The sequence below is a fragment of the Streptomyces sp. NPDC088817 genome (assembly GCF_044750345.1).
Lineage (GTDB): Bacteria > Actinomycetota > Actinomycetes > Streptomycetales > Streptomycetaceae > Streptomyces.
Genome location: NZ_JBIVJN010000020.1, coordinates 166,062 through 185,767 on the forward strand (window position 1 = coordinate 166,062; position 19,706 = coordinate 185,767).

General features: G+C 70.8%; 12 protein-coding genes, 1 tRNA gene and 1 rRNA gene. 2 read left to right on the plus strand and 12 right to left on the minus strand.

The window, feature by feature from the left end; translation table 11 throughout:
* Nucleotides 1–41 precede the first annotated feature (41 nt).
* A complete protein-coding gene (locus ACIP4X_RS30890; RefSeq protein ID WP_391457417.1) occupies nt 42–887 on the plus strand; it encodes a DNA-formamidopyrimidine glycosylase family protein in 846 nt (281 codons plus the stop codon).
* A 15-nt stretch (nt 888–902) separates the two neighbouring features.
* Here ACIP4X_RS30890 and ACIP4X_RS30895 read toward each other — a convergent pair whose 3' ends face one another.
* The 9 genes from ACIP4X_RS30895 to ACIP4X_RS30935 all read right to left on the minus strand — a co-directional run bounded on the left by ACIP4X_RS30895 (nt 903) and on the right by ACIP4X_RS30935 (nt 15,521).
* Nucleotides 903–1,325, minus strand: a complete 423-nt coding sequence (locus ACIP4X_RS30895; protein WP_401351503.1) for a hypothetical protein — start codon at nt 1,323–1,325, stop codon at nt 903–905.
* 212 nt (nt 1,326–1,537) lie between these two features.
* Nucleotides 1,538–1,915: a helix-turn-helix transcriptional regulator gene (locus ACIP4X_RS30900; protein ID WP_358735256.1), complete on the minus strand. Its 378-nt coding sequence runs from the start codon at nt 1,913–1,915 to the stop codon at nt 1,538–1,540.
* Nucleotides 1,916–2,024: 109 nt separating this feature from the next.
* Entirely contained in the window at nt 2,025–2,570 is a 546-nt protein-coding gene (locus ACIP4X_RS30905; RefSeq protein ID WP_358735258.1) for a CinA family protein, read from the minus strand.
* Nucleotides 2,567–3,403, minus strand: a complete 837-nt coding sequence (gene pgsA, locus ACIP4X_RS30910) for a CDP-diacylglycerol--glycerol-3-phosphate 3-phosphatidyltransferase (protein WP_401351506.1) — start codon at nt 3,401–3,403, stop codon at nt 2,567–2,569. The genes ACIP4X_RS30905 and pgsA overlap by 4 nt, the downstream gene beginning before the upstream one ends.
* Nucleotides 3,400–4,872 (minus strand): 30S ribosomal protein S12 methylthiotransferase RimO, encoded by a 1,473-nt coding sequence (rimO, locus tag ACIP4X_RS30915; protein ID WP_358735261.1) that lies wholly within the window; start codon nt 4,870–4,872, stop codon nt 3,400–3,402. The genes pgsA and rimO overlap by 4 nt, the downstream gene beginning before the upstream one ends.
* A gap of 116 nt (nt 4,873–4,988) precedes the next feature.
* A complete protein-coding gene (locus tag ACIP4X_RS30920; RefSeq protein WP_358735263.1) occupies nt 4,989–5,831 on the minus strand; it encodes a RodZ domain-containing protein in 843 nt (280 codons plus the stop codon).
* A 279-nt stretch (nt 5,832–6,110) separates the two neighbouring features.
* Complete coding sequence (locus tag ACIP4X_RS30925) at nt 6,111–8,864, minus strand: DNA translocase FtsK (RefSeq protein WP_358735264.1); 2,754 nt, start codon at nt 8,862–8,864, stop codon at nt 6,111–6,113.
* Nucleotides 8,865–9,041: 177 nt separating this feature from the next.
* Nucleotides 9,042–9,722, minus strand: coding sequence for a response regulator (locus tag ACIP4X_RS30930; protein ID WP_358735266.1), 681 nt, complete (start codon nt 9,720–9,722; stop codon nt 9,042–9,044).
* 291 nt (nt 9,723–10,013) lie between these two features.
* On the minus strand, nt 10,014–15,521 hold the full coding sequence (locus ACIP4X_RS30935) for a HAMP domain-containing protein (RefSeq protein ID WP_358735268.1): 5,508 nt from the start codon (nt 15,519–15,521) through the stop codon (nt 10,014–10,016).
* A 376-nt stretch (nt 15,522–15,897) separates the two neighbouring features.
* On the opposite strand from ACIP4X_RS30935, the gene ACIP4X_RS30940 reads away from it, so the two are divergent.
* Entirely contained in the window at nt 15,898–18,651 is a 2,754-nt protein-coding gene (locus ACIP4X_RS30940) for a SpoIIE family protein phosphatase (RefSeq protein WP_358735270.1), read from the plus strand.
* 56 nt (nt 18,652–18,707) lie between these two features.
* On the opposite strand, the gene ACIP4X_RS30945 is transcribed toward ACIP4X_RS30940, so the two are convergent.
* The 3 genes from ACIP4X_RS30945 to rrf form a co-directional block, all read right to left on the minus strand.
* Nucleotides 18,708–18,780: transfer RNA gene (locus tag ACIP4X_RS30945), tRNA-Thr, on the minus strand.
* A 41-nt stretch (nt 18,781–18,821) separates the two neighbouring features.
* The gene (locus ACIP4X_RS30950; protein ID WP_358735275.1) at nt 18,822–19,502 is read right to left on the minus strand and encodes a DegT/DnrJ/EryC1/StrS family aminotransferase; all 681 of its coding nucleotides are present in this window, start codon (nt 19,500–19,502) and stop codon (nt 18,822–18,824) included.
* A 114-nt stretch (nt 19,503–19,616) separates the two neighbouring features.
* Nucleotides 19,617–19,706 (minus strand): 5S ribosomal RNA (gene rrf / locus ACIP4X_RS30955); the annotation flags it as partial.

Sequence of the window (19,706 nt, forward strand, 5' to 3'; positions counted from 1 at the left end):
CCCCTGCACGACCGCCCACGCCCACGTGTCACCCTTGACTCATGCCCGAAGGCGACACGGTCTGGCAGACCGCGAGGCGCTTGCGCGACGCCCTCGCGGGCGACGTGCTGACCCGCAGCGACTTCCGGGTGCCGAAGTACGCCACGGTCGACCTCACCGGCAGAACCGTCCTGGACACCGTCTCCCGCGGCAAGCACCTGCTCACCCGCTTCGAGGGCGGCCTGACGCTGCACTCGCATCTGCTGATGGAGGGCGCCTGGAAGGTGTACGGCGCCGGGGAGCGCTGGAAGGGCGGCCCCGGCCACCAGATCCGTGTCGTCCTCGGCACCGCCGGCCGCGCTGCCGTCGGCTACCGTCTCCAGGTCCTGGAGCTGCTGCGCACCTCGGAGGACGAGCGCATCGTCGCCCATCTCGGCCCCGACCTCCTCGGCCCCGACTGGGACGCCGACGTGGCCCTGGCCAACCTCCTGGCCGACCCTGGTCGCCCGCTCGGCGAGGCCCTGCTCGACCAGCGCAATCTCGCCGGCATCGGCAACGTCTACAAGAGCGAACTGTGCTTCCTGCTCGGCGTGACCCCGTGGCTGCCGGTCGGCGCCGTGCCCGCCGACCGCGCCGCGAAGCTTCCCGCCCTGGCCAAGAACCTTCTGGAGGCCAACCGCGACCGTGTGGTCCGCCGGACCACGGGCCTGCGGGGCCATGACCTGTTCGTGTACGGCCGGGCACCGCGCCCCTGTCTGCGCTGCGGCACCTCCGTCCGGGTGGCCGACCAGGGCGACGGCTCCCAGGAGCGGCCCACGTACTGGTGTCCGAGCTGCCAGGCAGGCCCCACACCGGCGCCGGGCAGCGCGCAGAAGTGGCGGGACCGCTACCACCGCACCACCGGCTGACCACCCGCCCGGTCCTCATGACGGGCCGGATCCCTCGTCCGGGCGAGGGGGCGGCGATGCCTTCGCGGTGCCGAACGGCCATCTCCCGCCGGCGGAGGGCGGCGCCCCGAAGGCGCCGTACGGCCACCCCTCGGAGGCGGGAAACGACGGTCCACCGCCGTCCCCGGGCGCCGACGCCGCGAGCCCGTCGTCCGCCCCCTCGTCCGGCTCGTCCAGCGCCCCCTCCTTGTGGCCAGCCTTGCCCCTCGCCGTGCCCCTCTCCCCGGGCCCCTCCTTGGGCACGCAGTGCACCGGCAGCAGGCTCAGCCCCCATCCCCCGGCCGCGACGGCGCCCTCCAGCACCCCCGCGTCGCCCGACAGCAGCAGCCTCAGCACCGCCCACCACCACACGGCGCCCAGCCCCAGAGCGACCCCCCAGCGCACTATCGGCCCCGCCATCGCACCCACCATCACCTCCGGCCGACGACGGACCGCCGCACTGGGCTCCACGATGGCGGCCCCGCGCGGCACCGGCAAACGGGCCGCGGTGAAACCCGCCGTAAACCCCCGGACAAGGTGAAAGCCCCGGCCGGGCCCCTCCAGGTCTCCCCGGAGAGGCCCGGCCGGGGCCTCATCCACGTGTGCTCAGGTTCACGCGCGCGTGCGACAGGTCACGCGGCGACCACGTCCACCGCCTCGGCGGCGGGCGCCTTGATGGTCACCCGTTCCGGTGGCACACCGGCCACCGACACGGAACCCAGCATCGGGCGAACCGGCGTGGGAACGGGCTCGGTGGCCGCAGCGGACTGGGCCAGCTCGGCGAGAGCGAGTTCGTCGCTCACTTCCCGCATGAGTTCGGACATCCGTACGTCCAGCGCGTCGCAGATGGCGGCGAGCAGCTCGGAGGAAGCCTCCTTCTGCCCCCGCTCCACCTCGGAGAGATAGCCGAGCGAGACTCGGGCGGACGAGGAGACTTCGCGCAGAGTACGGCCCTGGCGCTGGCGCTGCCGACGCAGCACGTCACCCAGCAGGCGACGGAGCAGAATCATCGGTGGCTCCCTCCTCGGACCGCGTAGCCGCATCCTTCACGCCCCACCGTACCGCCTCGCGCCGCGGCCGTGCGGGGAGCGATGTCGTGTTCACTCAGGGCTGCAAACATCAAAACCCCCCGTTCCGTTCCGTATCCTGTGCCCGCTCATTTCCGGTCTGTTCGCCCGCGATCTGCTCCAAAAGCAGTCCAAGCACTCTCCGTACACTCTCCATACGAATGTCCGCCCGGCTGCCGTTCAACCGCAGCGCGGCCGTTTTCCCGCCGCGGTCGGCGCCGGTTTCCGTCGTGCATGGCCCGTCAACGGCCACGAAAACCGTGCCGACGGGCTGTCCGTCCTGGGGGTCGGGGCCGGCGACTCCGGTGGTCGCGATGCCCCAGTCGGCCTCCATGACCTTCCGCGCCCCGGCCGCCATCTGGGCCGCGACCTGCGGATCCACCGCGCCCCGCTCGGCCAGCAGGGTGGCGTCGACGTCCAGCAGCCGGTGCTTGAGCTCGGTGGCGTAGGCGGTGACCGACCCCCGGAACACCTTCGACGCCCCCGGCACCGCGGTGATCTCCGCCGCGACCAGGCCACCGGTCAGCGACTCGGCCACGGCGACCGTCTCGCCCCTGACCGTGAGCAGCCTCACTACGTCGGCGGCCGGCGAACTCACGCTTGCGACTCCTCCAACGCGGCACGCTGCTCGGCGATTCCCCGGCGGCGCAGCACGACGGCCTGCCTCACGTAGTCCAGGCCCGTCACCACGGTCAGCACGACCGCCGCGGCCATCACCCAGAACCTCAGCGTGGCCAGCCAGCCCGTCAGCGCCAGTACGTACATGCCGACGGCGACGCCCTGCGTGAGCGTCTTCAGCTTGCCGCCGCGGCTCGCGGGGATGACGCCGTAGCGGATGACCAGGAAGCGCAGGAGCGTGATCCCGAGTTCCCGGCCGAGGATGACCCCGGTCACCCACCAGGGCAGGTCGCCGAGCCCGGAGAGGCAGATCAGCGCCGCTCCCATGATGGCCTTGTCGGCGATGGGGTCGGCGATCTTCCCGAAGTCGGTGACGAGGTTGTACGTCCGCGCCAGGTGGCCGTCGAACAGGTCGGTGATCATGGCGACGGCGAAGGCGGCCCAGGCCAGCGACCGCCACGCGGGGTCGTATCCGCCGTCGGCCAGCATCAGGGCCACGAAGCAGGGCACGAGCAGCAGCCGGAGCATGGTCAGCAGGTTGGCGACGTTCCACACGCTCGCCTGGTTCACGGCGGCGGCCGCGATCTTCGCGCCGCGCGGGGACCTGCCGGCGCCCTGCGCCCGCTCGGTCTCACCCGCCGCTCCGGCCGCGTCCGACGCACCGGAACTGGCGGCAGCGGCAGGACGGGAAACCTGGGAGGCGCGGGAAGCGCCCGAAGCCCCGTCGGCGGCGGCGCGGCGCGAGGCCGCCCCCGCGGCCCTCCCCTGCGCGCCGGAGGGGCCGCCCGCAGCGGATGCCGGGACTCCCGTCATCTGCCCGCCTCCTCGCTCCACGCGAGCGTGCCCGACAGCGGCTCGGCCACCAGGTCGACGCCTTCCGTACCGACCACCTTCGCCTCGACGATACGACCGATGTCCGGACCCTCGCCGCCCACGAGCAGCACCTGGCCGTCCGTCTCCGGCGCCTGGTGCGCCGCCCGGCCGCGGACGCCGTCCTCGGCGTCCACGGACTCGACCAGCACGTGCACCGTCTGGCCGACGCGCTCCTCGGCCCGCTGGGAGACGAGTTCCTCGGCCAGCCGGGAGACCCGCGCCAGCCGCTCGGCGACGACGTCCTCGTCGAGCTTGTCGTCGTACGTCGCCGCCTCCGTGCCCTCCTCGTCGGAGTAGCCGAAGACGCCGATGGCGTCCAGCCGGGCACCGTTCAGGAAGCGCTCCAGTTCGGCCAGGTCGGCCTCGCTCTCGCCGGGGAAGCCGACGATGAAGTTGGACCGCACGCCGGCCTCGGGGGCCTTGGCGCGGATGGTGTCGAGCAGTTCCAGGAAGCGGTCGGTGTCGCCGAAGCGGCGCATGGCGCGCAGCACGCCGGGCGCGGAGTGCTGGAACGACAGGTCGAAGTAGGGGACGACCTTCGGGGTGGAGGTCAGGACGTCGATGAGTCCGGGGCGCATCTCGGCCGGCTGGAGGTAGCTCACCCGCACCCGCTCGATGCCGTCGACCTCGGCGAGCTCGGGCAGCAGGGACTCCAGGAGGCGGATGTCGCCGAGGTCCTTGCCGTAGGAGGTGTTGTTCTCGGAGACCAGCATGATCTCCTTGACGCCCTGCTCGGCCAGCCACCGCGTCTCGTTCAGCACGTCGCTCGGGCGGCGGGAGATGAACGAGCCGCGGAAGGACGGGATGGCGCAGAAGGAGCAGCGCCGGTCGCAGCCCGAGGCGAGCTTGACCGAGGCGACCGGGGCGCCGTCCAGCCTGCGGCGCAGCGGGGCGCGCGGCCCGGAGGCCGGGGCGACACCTTCCGGGAGGTCCGTGGGGCCGTGCCCGGGAATGGCCACGTCCGTGCCGGCGTCCTGCCGCTCGGCCGGGCTGATCGGCAGCAGCCTGCGGCGGTCGCGCGGGGTGTGCGCGGCGTGGATGCCGCCGCTCAGGATCGTCTGGAGGCGGTCGGAGATGTCGGCGTAGTCGTCGAAGCCGAGCACGCCGTCGGCCTCCGGGAGGGCCTCGGCGAGTTCCTTGCCGTACCGCTCGGCCATGCAGCCGACCGCGACCACCGCCTGCGTTCTGCCGTGGTCCTTGAGGTCGTTGGCCTCCAGGAGGGCGTCGACGGAGTCCTTCTTGGCGGCCTCCACGAAGCCACAGGTGTTGACCACGGCGACGTCCGCTTCCGCGGCGTCCTCCACGAGCTGCCAGCCGTCCGCCTCCAAACGGCCTGCGAGCTCCTCCGAGTCCACCTCGTTGCGGGCGCAGCCGAGAGTGACGAGTGCGACGGTACGGCGTTCAGGCATGGGCTCAAGACTACTTTGTCTCCACGACCGCCCAAGTCGACGGGGTTGGCCGAGCTCGGCCAACCCCGTGCGTTCCTGTCTGATCGGCCCGTTGTGCACGGGCCGCGTGCTGTCCGCTACCCGACCTGCGGGTCGCCCTTGGTGTACGTGAGGCGCTCGACCGCGCCCGGCTGGAACTGGTCCTCGATCTTCTTGCCGTTGACGTAGAGCTGGATCGCGCCGGCGTCGCCGAGGATGAGGTTGATCTTGGAGCTGTCCTGGAAGGTCTTGGACTCGCCCTTCTGCAGCAGCCCGTCGAAGAGCATCCGGCCGTTGTGGTCCTTGGCGGAGATCCAGCTGCGCCCGTTGTCGGCACTGACCTGCACGGTCACCTTGTCCTGCGGCGCGGCCGCGATGGCGCTGTCGGACGGCGCGGGCGTCGGTTCGGCGGGCTTGCTGCTCCTGGGCGTGGGCGCGGGCGAGGTGCCCGCCGTGGGCGTGGAGCCCTCGCCGATCTGCCCCTGGGCGCCGGTGTCGTCGCCGCCGCCCTTGAAGGCCGTGAAGCCGACGAAGCCGATCACGACGACGATCGCCGCGACCATGGCAGCGGTCCAGTTGGGTCCGCGCCGCTCCGGGCGGATGCGTTCCGCCTCGAACAGGGGGGCGGCCGGGGTCGGGGCGGGGCGGCCGCCGTGCTCGGCGTCGAAGCGCGCGAGCAGCGGGGCGGGGTCGAGGCGCACGGCCTTCGCCAGGTTCCGGATGTGGCCGCGGGCGTAGACGTCGCCGCCGCAGGGCGCGAAGTCGTCGGCCTCGATGGCGTGCACGATGGCGACGCGGACCCGGGTGGCGCTGCTGACGTCGTTGACGGTCAGCCCGGCGGCGATCCGCGCCTCCTTCAGAGCACGGCCGACAGAGGGGCGGGCTTCCTCGGAAACGTCTTCGAAGGGACGCTCGTCTTCAGGGGAGTTGCCGATGGACACGGGGGCGCCTTTCGAGCGTGTAGCCGCCTGTGCTGGAGGTTCAGTCTAGGGAGGTGCCAAAGGGTGAAGCGACCCGGCTGTAGGACTTTGTACGCCATCGGAATGGCCGGACAATCCGATGGTGGGACAGATGTGGCGCCCAGGGTTGGACCCGCACCGGTCCTCTCGCTCAACTTGACGTACGCCCATGCGAAACGGTTGCCCGTCGCTCGCTAACGGGTGGATCACGGTCCACGCGCCCACCCGCGGCCGACGCGTCCGCCGGACGACGTCTTCCTGCTACCCCTCAGACTCCCCGCGAATCACGGCGAGGACTCCGTCCAGGTCGTCGGGTTTCACAAGAACGTCACGCGCCTTGGATCCCTCGCTGGGCCCGACGATGTTCCGGGACTCCATGAGGTCCATCAGCCGTCCCGCCTTGGCGAAGCCGACGCGCAGCTTGCGCTGGAGCATGGACGTCGAGCCGAACTGCGTGGAGACGACCAGCTCGGCCGCCTGGCACAGCAGGTCGAGGTCGTCGCCGATGTCCTCGTCGATCTCCTTCTTCTGCTTGGTGCCGACGGTGACGTCTTCCCGGAAGACCGGCGCCATCTGGTCCTTGCAGTGCTGGACGACCGCCTGGACCTCCGCCTCGGTCACGAACGCGCCCTGAAGACGCGTCGGCTTGCTCGCTCCCATCGGCAGGAAAAGACCGTCGCCCTTGCCGATCAGCTTCTCGGCGCCCGGCTGGTCGAGGATGACGCGCGAGTCGGCCAGCGAGGAGGTGGCGAACGCCAGCCGGGAGGGCACGTTGGCCTTGATCAGACCGGTGACGACGTCGACCGACGGGCGCTGGGTGGCGAGCACCAGGTGGATGCCGGCGGCACGCGCGAGCTGGGTGATGCGCACGATGGCGTCCTCGACGTCCCGGGGGGCGACCATCATCAGGTCGGCCAGCTCGTCGACGATGACCAGCAGATAGGGGTAGGCCTGGAGCTCGCGCTCGCTCCCCTCGGGCGGCTTCACCTTGCCCTCGCGCACGGCGCGGTTGAAGTCGTCGATGTGCCGGAACCCGTACGCCGCCAGGTCGTCGTAGCGCAGATCCATTTCGCGCACCACCCACTGCAGGGCCTCGGCGGCCCGCTTGGGGTTGGTGATGATCGGCGTGATCAGGTGCGGGATGCCCTCGTACGCGGTCAGCTCGACGCGCTTGGGGTCGACCAGGATCATCCGGACGTCCTCGGGCGTCGCCCGCATCATGACGGACGTGATCAGGCAGTTGATGCAGGACGACTTGCCGGAGCCGGTGGCGCCTGCGACCAGCATGTGCGGCATCTTCGCCAGCGAGTGCATGACGTAGCCGCCCTCGACGTCCTTGCCGAAGGCGACCAGCATCGGGTCGTCGTCCTCGGCGGACTCGGCGAGCCGCAGCACGTCCCCGAGGTTCACCATCTCCCGGTCGGTGTTGGGGATCTCGATGCCGACCGCGGACTTGCCGGGGATCGGGCTGATGATCCGCACATCCGGACTGGCGACGGCGTACGCGATGTTCTTGGTCAGCGCGGTGATGCGCTCGACCTTCACGGCGGGCCCGAGTTCGACCTCGTAGCGGGTGACCGTCGGGCCGCGGGTGAACCCGGTGACACTGGCGTCGACCTTGAACTCGGTGAAGACGTTGGTGAGCGAGTCGACGATCGCGTCGTTGGCCGCGCTGCGCGCCTTGCCGGGCCCGCCCCGCTCCAGCAGGTCCAGGGAGGGCAGCGAGTAGGTGATGTCGCCGGAGAGCTGGAGCTGCTCGGCGCGCGCCGGCAGGTCGCGGGGCTGGGGCGGCGGGGCCTTGGTGAGGTCGGGGACCCCGGACTGCTTCTGTTCGGCGGGCCGCTGGGCCGGCGGCTCCTGCCGGGACCGGGTCCGGCCGTCCTGGCCCGGGCGTGCGGCGGGCACGGGCGTCGGGGTGGTGCTCTCCCCGCGGTCGCCCACGCCGACGCCCTGGGTGAGGTCCGCGACGACCGGCGAGGGCGGCATGCCGTGCAGCACCGCGCCGTCGAGCGCGGCGGCGGCAGCGGCGGCGACGTCCACGGCGTCCATCTGCCGTTGCATGTCCGGCTGCGGCACCGCCGAGCGACGGGGACGCGAACGCCGCTTGGACAGGGCCTCCTGCTCGGCGGCGTCCGGGTCGTAGTCCTGCTGGGCGGCGCCCTGGCGCCTGCGGGAGGCCGCGGGCAGCACCTCGCGCCACTGCTCCTCGTAGCGCTCGTCGTCGTCGCCGTACTCCTCGGCCTCCGGGTCGTGCACGATGCCGAGCCGCACCCCGAGCAGCCGCAGCCGCTGCGGGATCGCGTTGACCGGGGTCGCGGTGACGACCAGCAGGCCGAACACGGTGAGCAGCAACAGCAGTGGCACGGCGAGGACCTCGCCCACCGCGTAGGTCAGCGGAGTCGCCGCGCCCCAGCCGATGAGCCCGCCGGCGTCCCTTATCTCCTGCATGCCGTCGCTGCGGGCGGGCGAGCCGCAGGCGATGTGGACCTGTCCGAGGACGCCGATCACCAGGGCGGACAGGCCGATGACGATCCGTCCGTTGGCCTCGGGCTTCTCGGGATGCCGGATGAAGCGGACGGCGATGACCGCGATCAGGATCGGCACCAGCAGGTCCAGCCGGCCGAAGGCGCCGGTCACCAGGATCTCGACCAGGTCGCCGACGGGTCCGCGCAGATCGGCCCAGGTGCCCGCGGCGACGATCAGGGCGACGGCGAGCAGCAGCAGCGCCACGCCGTCCTTGCGGTGCGCGGGGTGGAGGTTCTTGGCGCCCTGTCCCACACCGCGGAAGACGGCGCCGACGGCGTGCGCGAGCCCGAGCCAGAGGGCGCGCACGACCCGGTACACGCCCCCCGTGGGGCTGGGCGCGGGCCTGGGTGGCGCCTTGCCCGCGGCCTTCTTGGCCGGAGCCTTCCTGGCGGGGGCCTTCTTCGCGGCGGCCTTCTTCGCCGGAGCCGCCCCCGAAGCGGCGGCCTTCTTCGCGGGCTGCTTCTTGGCTGCGGAGGGACGTGAGGCCATGGGTGTGAGGTTACCGGGGGAGACGACAGCGGACACGTGCGCCCGCTGCTTCACCCGTTCGTGTCGTGTCCGGAGAGGAGCCGGGCTGACACGCCCTCAAGAGCCTTACATCGCCACACGCATGGCCCGATCCCGCCGCTCGCCGAGCGGGCCGGGCCCCGCGCCCCGGATGCGGACTCAGCCCTGCGAAGGCAGCGACGACGGGCTCCCCGTGCCCGGCTCCAGCGCGTCCAGGGCGCGGCGCAGGCCCGTCAGTTTGCGCTCCAGATGCGCCGCCGTGGCGACCGCCGCCGCGTCGGCGGACTCGTCGTCCAACTGCTTGGACAGGGCTTCCGCCTGCTCCTCGACCGCGGCGAGACGGGCGGAGAGTTCCGCGAGCAGACCGGCCGCTTCCTTGCCGTCGCCCACCGCTCCTTTTCCGCCGCCCTCCAACTGGAGCCGCAGCAGGGCCGCCTGCTCCTTCAGCTGGCAGTTCTTCATGTACAGGTCCACGAAGACCGAGACCTTCGCCCGCAGCACCCACGGGTCGAACGGCTTGGAGATGTAGTCCACCGCGCCCGCCGCATAGCCGCGGAAGGTGTGATGCGGGCCGTGGTTGATCGCGGTGAGGAAGATGATCGGGATGTCCCGGGTCCTCTCCCGCCGCTTGATGTGCGCGGCCGTCTCGAAGCCGTCCATGCCCGGCATCTGGACGTCCAGCAGAATGACCGCGAAGTCGTCCGTGAGCAGTGCTTTGAGCGCTTCCTCCCCGGACGATGCCCGCACCAGCGTCTGATCGAGCGCAGAGAGGATGGCCTCCAGCGCCAGCAGATTCTCCGGCCGGTCATCGACCAGGAGGATCTTGGCCTTCTGCACCATGGCCCGCCCTCCTCGCCCCGGCTTGGGGCCGCCCCTGTCCGCAGGAAACGGGGAGGCACCGGCGGGTGCCGCCCCAGGGGACGACTCCCTTGCGCCGCCCGTCCTTGTGCCGGTCATCGTAGCCGCACCCCGCCCGTCGCCACACCCTGTCACCGTGATGTCACTGTGCACCTGGCAGAAACGCCGCGGGAGACCAGAAGGTTCCCCGGATCCCGCACTTCTACACGGCTCCGGGGCCTTCGAGTCGACAACGTACCGCGCCCCGCGAACGTTCCGGTCACCGCCGTCCCGTCACTCCCCGCTCATCCACTGCGCCATCACGGTCAGCAGGTGATCCGGGTCGACCGGCTTGGTCACATAGTCGGAGGCACCCGACTCGATCGCCTTCTCCCGGTCGCCCTTCATCGCCTTCGCGGTCAGCGCGATGATCGGCAGCCCGGCGAACTGCGGCATCCGCCGGATCGCCGTGGTCGTCGCGTAGCCGTCCATCTCCGGCATCATGATGTCCATCAGGACGACCGCCACGTCGTCGTGCTGCTCCAGCACCTCGATGCCCTCGCGGCCGTTCTCGGCGTACAGCACGGACAGGCCGTGCTGCTCCAGGACGCTGGTCAGGGCGAAGACGTTGCGGATGTCGTCGTCGACGATGAGCACCTTCTCGCCGCCGAACCGGATGTCCCGGTGCCCCTGCGGGACCGGCTCCGGCTCCGCCGGGCCCGCCGACGCCACCACCCACTGCTCCTGGAACGACTGCCCGTGCCGCGCCGGCCCGGGGTCGGCGGTCGGCAGGGCCCTGCGGCGGCGCCGGAACAGCGCGGCGGGACCGCTCTGCGTCTCCTGGTACGACTGCACCTCGGCCGGCGTCTCGGACTGCGCGGCGGCCTGCCCGGACGGCTCCGACTCGGGGGCGGCGACCAGGTGGCCGGCGTCCAGCACGGAGCCGGGCTGCTGGTAGCCCTGCGGCGGCAGCTCCCCCGGGTGCAGCGGCAGGTACAGGGTGAACGTCGAGCCGCGGCCCGGCTCGCTCTGCGCGTGGATCTCGCCGCCGAGCAGTTGCGCGATCTCCCGCGAGATGGACAGCCCGAGGCCGGTACCGCCGTACTTGCGGCTGGTGGTGCCGTCGGCCTGCTTGAACGCCTCGAAGATCACCCGCATCTTGCTGGCCGCGATGCCGATGCCGGTGTCCGTGACGGAGAAGGCGATCATGGGCGCGTCCGGGTCGGCCAGCGAGCCGGCCTCCAGCAACTGCTCGCGGATCGGCTGCGGAACGTCGTCCCGGGCAGGACGGATGACCAGCTCCACCGACCCGGAGTCGGTGAACTTCACCGCGTTGGACAGCAGGTTGCGCAGCACCTGGAGCAGCCGCTGCTCGTCGGTGTGCAGGGTCGCGGGCAGCTCCGGCGACACCCGCACGGACAGGTCGAGGCCCTTCTCCGCGGTCAGCGGGCGGAAGGTGGCCTCCACGTAGTCGATGAGCTGGACGAGCGCGATACGCGTCGGGGAGACGTCCATCTTGCCCGCCTCGACCTTCGACAGGTCCAGGATGTCGTTGATCAGCTGGAGCAGGTCGGAGCCGGCTCCGTGGATCGTCTCGGCGAACTCGACCTGCTTCGGGGACAGATTCCCCTCCGCGTTGTCGGCGAGCAGTTTGGCCAGAATCAGCAGGGAGTTGAGCGGCGTACGCAGCTCGTGCGACATGTTGGCCAGGAACTCGCTGCGGTAGCGCATGGAGACCGCGAGCTGCTCGGCACGCTCCTCGAGGACCTGCCGGGCCTCCTCGATCTCGGAGTTCTTCGCCTCGATGTCGCGGTTCTGCTGGGCCAGCAGCTCGGCCTTCTCCTCCAGTTCGGCGTTGGACGCCTGAAGCGCCTTCTGCCGCTGCTCCAGCTCCTCCGACCGCAGACGCAGTTGCTCGGTCAGCTCCTGGGACTGCTTCAGCAACTGCTCGGTCTTGGTATTGACGGAGATGGTGTTGACGCTGGTGGCGATCATCTCCGCGATCTGGTTCAGGAAGTCCTTCTGGATGTGCGTGAACGGCGTGAACGAGGCCAGCTCGATGACACCGAGCACCGTCCCCTCGAACAGCACCGGCAGCACGATCACCTGCGCGGGCGGCGCCTCGCCGAGCCCGGAGGAGATCTTCAGATAGCCGCTGGGCGCGTTCTCGACAAGGATCGTGCGCCTCTCCTGCGCGGCGGTCCCGATCAGCGCCTCGCCCGGCCGGAACGACGTCGGCATGGAGCCCAGCGAGTAGCCGTACGAACCCAGCATCCGCAGCTCGTAGGAGTCGTCGCCCTCACCCACGGGATCCGTGTCCTCGGCGAGCGGCATGGCGACGAAGAAGGCACCGTGCTGCGCCGAGACCACCGGCGTCAGCTCGCTCATGATCAGCGAGGCCACGTCCACGAGGTCGCGGCGGCCCTGCATCAGCGCCGAGATACGGGCGAGATTGCCCTTGAGCCAGTCCTGCTCCTTGTTGGCGATCGTGGTGTCGCGCAGGTTGGCGATCATCTTGTTGATGTAGTCCTGGAGCTCCTGGATCTCGCCGGAGGCGTCGACATCGATCTTCAGGTTCAGGTCGCCGCGCGTGACCGCGGTCGCCACGCGCGCGATGGCACGCACCTGCCGGGTGAGGTTCCCGGCCATCTCGTTCACGGACTCGGTCAGGTCCCGCCAGGTGCCGTCGACGTCGCGCACGCGTGCCTGGCCGCCGAGCTGGCCCTCGGTGCCCACCTCGCGGGCGACCCTGGTGACCTCCTCGGCGAAGGACGACAGCTGGTCGACCATCGTGTTGATGGTCGTCTTCAGCTCCAGGATCTCGCCGCGCGCGTCGATGTCGATCTTCTTGGTCAGATCGCCCTTGGCGATGGCTGTGGTGACCATGGCGATGTTGCGCACCTGACCGGTCAGGTTGGACGCCATCTGGTTCACGGACTCGGTGAGGTCCTTCCAGGTGCCGGCCACCCCGGGGACGTACGCCTGACCGCCGAGGATGCCGTCCGTGCCCACCTCGCGGGCCACCTTGGTGACCTGGTCGGCGAACGAACTCAGCGTCTTCACCATGGTGTTGAACGTGTCCGCGAGCTGCGCGACCTCGCCGCGCGCCTCGATGGTCACCGTCCGCGTCAGATCGCCGTTCGCGACCGCGGCCGCGACCTGGGAGATGTTGCGCACCTGCATGGTCAGGTTGTTCGCCATCAGGTTGACGTTGTCGCTGAGGTCCTTCCAGATACCCACGACACCTGGCACGTGCGCCTGGCCGCCGAGGATGCCCTCGGTGCCCACCTCACGGGCCACCCGTGTGACCTGCTCGGCGAACGACGACAACTGGTCGACCATCGTGTTGACGGTGGTGACCAGCTCGAGGATCTCGCCCTTGGCGTCGACGGTGATCTTCTTCGACAGGTCGCCCTTGGCGACCGCGGTCGTGACCTCGGCGATGTTGCGCACCTGAATGGTCAGGTTGTTCGCCATGAAGTTCACGGACTGGGTGAGGTCCTTCCAGGTGCCGGAGACACCCTGGACCTCGGCCTGACCGCCGAGGATGCCCTCCGTGCCCACCTCACGGGCCACGCGCGTGACCTCCTGGGCGAACGAGGAGAGCTGGTCCACCATCGTGTTGAGGGTGTTCTTCAGCTCCAGGATCTCGCCGCGCGCGTCCACGGTGATCTTCTGCGAGAGATCACCGCGGGCCACCGCGGTGGCGACCTGGGCGATGTTGCGCACCTGGGCGGTCAGGTTGCCGGCCATGCCGTTCACGGAGTCCGTGAGGTCCCGCCACACACCGGCGACGCCGGGCACCTGCGCCTGCCCGCCCAGCCGGCCCTCCGTGCCCACCTCACGGGCGACCCGGGTGACCTGGTCGGCGAAGGCGGAGAGCTGGTCGACCATCGTGTTGATGGTGTTCTTCAGCTCCAGGATCTCGCCGCGCGCGTCGACGTCGATCTTCTGCGAGAGGTCGCCGCGCGCCACGGCCGTCGTCACCTGGGCGATCTGCCGCACCTGGGAGGTGAGGTTGCCGGCCATGAAGTTGACGGAGTCGGTCAGCTCCTTCCAGGTGCCGGACACCCCGTCCACACGGGCCTGACCGCCCAGCCGGCCCTCCGTGCCCACGTCCCGGGCCATCCGGGTCACCTGGTCCGCGAACGACGACAGCTGGTCCACCATCGTGTTCACGGTGTTCTTCAGCTGGAGCATCTCGCCGGAGACGTCCACGGTGACCTTCTGCGACAGATCACCGTTCGCCACGGCCGTCGTCACCTGGGCGATGTTCCTCACCTGCCCGGTGAGGTTGCGGAACGCGGTGTTGACGGAGTCGGTGAGGTCCTTCCAGGTCCCCGCCGCGCCCGCCACCTGCGCCTGGCCGCCCAGCTCGCCCTCGACCCCGATCTCCCGCGCCACCCGCGTGACCTCGGCACCGAAGGACGACAGCTGGTCCACCATGCCGTTGACGGTGTTCTTCAGCTCCAGCATCTCGCCGGCCACGTCGACGGTGACCTTCTGCGACAGATCACCGCTCGCCACGGCCGTCGTCACGGTGGCGATGTCCCTCACCTGCGTGGTGAGGTTGCGGAACACCGTGTTGACGGAGTCGGTGAGGTCCTTCCAGGTGCCGGCCACCCCCGGCACGTTCGCCTGACCGCCCAGACGGCCCTCGGCACCGACCTCGTTGGCCACCCGTGTGACCTCGTCCGCGAAGATACGCAGCGTCTCGGTCATCTGGTTGATGGTCTCCGCGAGCTGCGCGACCTCGCCACGCGCCGGAACCGTCACCTTCTGCGACAGATCGCCGTTCGCCACGGCGGTGGTGACCTGGGCGATCCCGCGCACCTGCGCCGTCAGATTGCCGGCCATCAGGTTCACCGAGTCGGTGAGTTCCTTCCACGTGCCGTCGACCCCCGGCACATGCGCCTGACCACCGAGGATGCCGTCCGTGCCCACCTCACGGGCGACCCTCGTCACCTCGGAGGAGAACGCGGAGAGCTGGTCCACCATCGTATTGACGGTGTTCTTCAGCTCCAGCATCTCGCCGGCGACATGGACGGTCACCTTCCGCGACAGATCGCCCTTGGCCACCGCCGTGGTGACCAGCGCGATGTCCCGCACCTGCGCCGTCAGCCGGGACGCCATGGTGTTGACGGAGTCCGTGAGGTCCTTCCACGACCCGGACAGACCGCGCACCCGCGCCTGACCGCCCAGCTTGCCCTCCGTGCCCACCTCGCTGGCCACCCGTGTGACCTCGTCGGTGAACGTCGACAACTGGTCGACCAGGTTGTTGACGGTCCGCCCGACCTTCAGGAACTCACCGCGCAGCGGATGCCCGGCCCCCTCCGGCGCCTGCGAGCGCAGCTCCATCCGCGGCGACAGATCGCCCTCGGCGACCGCCGAGAGGACCCGGCCGACCTCCGAGACGGGCCGTACGAGATCGTCGACCAGCGCGTTGGAATGGTCGATCGCCGTCGCCCAGGAGCCCTCGCAGGCACCCGTCTCCAGCCGCTCGGTGAGCTTTCCCTCACGCCCCACCATGCGCCGCACCCGCGACAACTCGCCCGTCAGATGCAGATTGCGGTCGGCGACCTCGTTGAAGACGGCGGCGATCTCAGACATCACGCCGTCGCCGGACACCGTGAGCCGCCTGCGGAAGTTGCCGTCGCGCATCGACACCAGAGCGACCAGCAGCCGGTTCAGGGAAGCGGTGTCCACCTCGGTGGTCCCGCCGTGCGCCGTGCGCCGGTTCTTCGGGGACTGACCGCCTTTCGCGCGCGGCTTCGTGTCCCGCGTCGCTGCGCCAGACTCCACTGTGTCCCTCCCGCGGGGGTCGACCGTTACCGCTGTGCCGCGGTACGCCGGCTCGGCGTACCGGTTACTACTGCGTATTCCTGTCCGATGTAATCAGCCCACAGGGAGAGCCGCCGCTCTGGGTGCAGAGAGCACACTCAGCCTGCCCGGACCTTCACCAGAAGCCTGCCCAGTGTTTCACCCCGGCTGAACCAGGCCATAACAGTTCGGCAGCTTCGCACACCCTCCGCACACCCTCGGGGCGGAAACACTGGCGACCGGCATCCGCGTGGACGGCGAAGGTAAGTAACCTTGCATGGGGCTGTCCAGCCGCACCGGTCCGTCCGGCCTGGGCGGTGGCACGGGAACGAGCGGGCATCGGAGGGCGGCCGCAGACATGACCACCGGAGTGATCCCCGGGGGACCGCCCCCGGAGCCACAGCCGAACGGGCCGCAGCTGCCGGAACAGCGGCGCGAGCCCATCGGCCACCAGGGTCTGCACGTCGACAACCGGACGAGGAGTTCTGTGATCACCGCGCGCGCGGCCGCCAGCTTCGATCCCCTGGGCCGATCGGTGGCGACCGCCCGGTCCTTCGTCCGCGACACCCTCCAGGGGTGGGGCTTCGGCGACATCGTCGACGACGCGGTGGTCCTCACGAGCGAACTGGTCACCAACGCCGTCGTCCACGCGGGAACAGCGGCCGACGTGCTGTGCCTGCGCAGCGACGACGGAGTGCGCATCGAGGTGTCCGACCGCTACCCCGAGCGCGAGCTCCCGGTGCAGAGTTCGGCGATCAACATGGGCAGCCCCGACCGCGAAGGCGGCCGCGGCCTGCAACTGTGCGCGGCCCTGGCCGGCCGCTGGGGCGTCGAGTACACGCCGACGCACAAGAAGGTCTGGTTCCAACTCGACATGCCCGAGCGCCCGGTCGGCGCCCGCGCCGCCGGTCCCTGCCTGCCCGCCGACCTCCTCCCGCTCGCCGACGGACGGGTCCGCGTGGCCGTCGTCCAGATCGAACGCGGCGGCTCCGTCACCGCCTGGAACGAGGACGCCGAGGAACTCTTCGGCTACGCCGCCAAGCAGATCCTCGGCAAGCCGCTCACCGACCTCGCCGCCTGGCCCCACACCCCCGGCACCAGCACCGGCATCGCCGAGGCGCTCCAACTCTCCCGCTGGGAAGGCAGCTACGGCATCCGCGGCGCCCACGGCCGCGTCATCCCCGTCTACGCCTCCCACCTCCGCGTCCGCGACACCGACGGCGAGCCCTCCACGGTCTGCCTCCTCGTGCGCGACCACGAACGGGCCGTGCTCCAGACCCCGTTGCGCCTCCCGGCGACCTCCGACACGGGCAGCACCCCCGAGGGCCCCAGCACCGACCCCTTCGAGGTCTTCATCGGCTCCCCCGCCCCCGACGACCTCGACGGCCTCCTGCAACGCACCGTGGAACGCGCCCGCGACATGCTCGACGGCGACGCCGCCTTCCTCCTGCTGGCCACCGACGACGAAACCGAGCTGGAGGTCCGCGCCTCCACCGGCCTGCCCTCCGCGCGCCAGCGTTTCGCCCGCGTCCCCGTCGAGGCGGGCCCCGGCCGCTACGGCTCCGCCCGGATGCCTGCCGTCCACGACGACCTCGCCGCCGTCCCGGGCGCCGTCCCCCTCCTCAACAGCACCGGCATGCGCTCGGTCGTCACCGTCCCACTGAAGGTCGAGGGCCGCCTCACCGGCTCCCTCGGCGTCGCCGCGGAGGCACCCGGCCGGTACTCCAACGAGGAGGCGCTGCGCCTGCAGTTCGCCGCCGACCGCATCGCCCTGGCCGTCGAGTCGGCCCGCCTCGGCGAGCTGGAGCGGCTGCGCCGCGGCTCCCTCAGCTTCCTCGTCGAGGCCTCCGACCTGCTGGCCGGCACCCTGGACCGCGACCAGACCCTCGCCCTGATGGCCCAGATGACGGTCCCGACCCTGGCCACCTGGTGCGCCGTCTACACGATCGCCGACCAGGCCTCCGATCCCTACCTGTCCTACGTCCTGCACGAGGACGAGGAGCTGATCGACGGCATCAAGTCCCTGCTGTCCAAGATCGCCCCACCCGACCCGGTGCCCACACCCGGAGCACGCGTGTGGTCCGCCCCCGGCGAGGCCGCCCACCAGGCGGCCCTGCGCAGCTCCATGCGCAGCCTCAGCCTGGGCGACTCGCACCACCGGATCGGCACGACCATCGGACCGACCCTCGCCACGGCCTCCGCGGTCGGCGGCGAGACGGTCGTCCTGCCTCTGGTCGCCCGCAACCGCGTCATCGGCATGCTCACCCTCGGCAAGCCCACCGACGAGCACTTCCGCCAGGAGATCCTGGAACTGGCCGAGGACCTCAGCCGCAGGGCCGCCCTCGCCCTGGACAACGCCCGCCTGTACTCGGAGCGCACGGCCATCAGCCAGTCCCTCCAGCGCAGCCTCCTGCCGCCGGGGCTCCCCGACGTCGAGGGCGTGGAGGTCGACGTCATCTACCGCGCGGCAGGCGAGGGCAACGAGGTCGGCGGCGACTTCTACGACCTCTTCCCCATCCGTGACGGCGCCTACGGCTTCGCCATCGGCGACGTGTGCGGTACGGGCCCCGAGGCGGCCGCGGTGACCGGCCTGGCCCGGCACGCGCTCAGGCTGCTGGCCCGCGAGGGCTTCGGCGGCCCGGCGGTGCTGCAGCGCCTGAACTCCGCGATCCTCGACGAGGGCGCCCGCAGCCGCTTCCTCACGCTCCTGTACGGCGAGCTGTGGCCGCAGGAGGACGGCAGCGCCCGCCTGAAGGTGGTCTGCGCCGGTCATCCGCTGCCGCTGCGCCTGCGCCAGGACGGCACGGTGGAGCCGGCCGCCGACCCGCAGCCGCTGCTCGGCGTCATGGAGGATCTGGAGCTGTACGAGCAGACGATCACGCTGGACCCGGGCGACGTGCTGCTGTGCGTCACGGACGGCGTCACCGAGCGCCGTGAGGGCTCCAGGATGCTGGGCGACGACGGTCTCGCGGACGTTCTCACCACCTGTACGGGCCTGACGGCCGGTGCGGTCGCGGCCCGCATCATGCGCGCCGTGGAACGCTTCGCGTCGGACGCCCCGTCCGACGACATGGCGATCCTGGCGATGCGGGTGCCGGGTCCCCCGCAGTAGGGACCGCGGGGCATGGAAAAGGCCCTCACCCGAAAGGGTGAGGGCCTTTGTGTCGGAGCCCCCAAACGGAATCGAACCGTTGACCTTCTCCTTACCATGGAGACGCTCTGCCGACTGAGCTATAGGGGCCTGTTGCCTTTTCGAGGTTTCCCCCGCGGCAACGGAATAGATCATACCCCGAACAGGGCCGTGCTCCCAACCGCGATCGGCCCGCCGAGCGCGTTGCAGACCGAGACGATCCGCTGCATCTCCCGGCGCGTCAACGAGGCGTCCACGGGCAGCGCCAGCGTCTCCTCGGCCGCCCGCTCGGTCTCGGGGAGGGACACGCACCGACGGTACTCGGGCAGCCGGTGCACGGGGGTCTTCACGGGCACCCGGCAGTCAACTCCCCGGGCCCGTATGGCGCGTGCGTAGGCGTCACGGTCCGGCCGGCCGTTCCCGGGCACCCGCACAACGTACTGCTGGTAGGTGTGCCCGTCACCGCCGTCGGGCGTCCACACGCCCCGCAGCTTGGTGTCGAGATAGGCGGCACGCTCCCTGCGCTGCGCCGTCTCGTCGTACGGCACCTCGGACTCGCCCTGCTCCAGCACCAGCAGTCCGTGCCGCCGGCCCAGCGCGTGCAGCCTCCCCATGTCGGCGGACCGGCCGAAGCGGTGCACGACGACCACGGCCACCGTGCGCGCGGTCAGGGCCTGTTCGACGGCGGAGGCGTCGAGGCAGTACGTCACCGGGTCTATGTCGGCGAACACCGGCAGGGCGCCCACCTGTGTCGCGGCCTCGGCGACCTCCACGTTGCCGAACGCCGGCACGACGACCTCGTCACCGACTCCGACGCCGGCAGCCCTGAGCAGAGCAGCAATACCCATGAGCCGGATGCTGCTTGTGCAACATGAACTTCAAGTAACGGAAAACAAAAAAGGGTTGGACCCGGAACCGAAGTTCGGGGTCCAACCCTTTCAAAATTTGTTCGGCGGCGTCCTACTCTCCCACAGGGTCCCCCCTGCAGTACCATCGGCGCTGTGAGGCTTAGCTTCCGGGTTCGGAATGTAACCGGG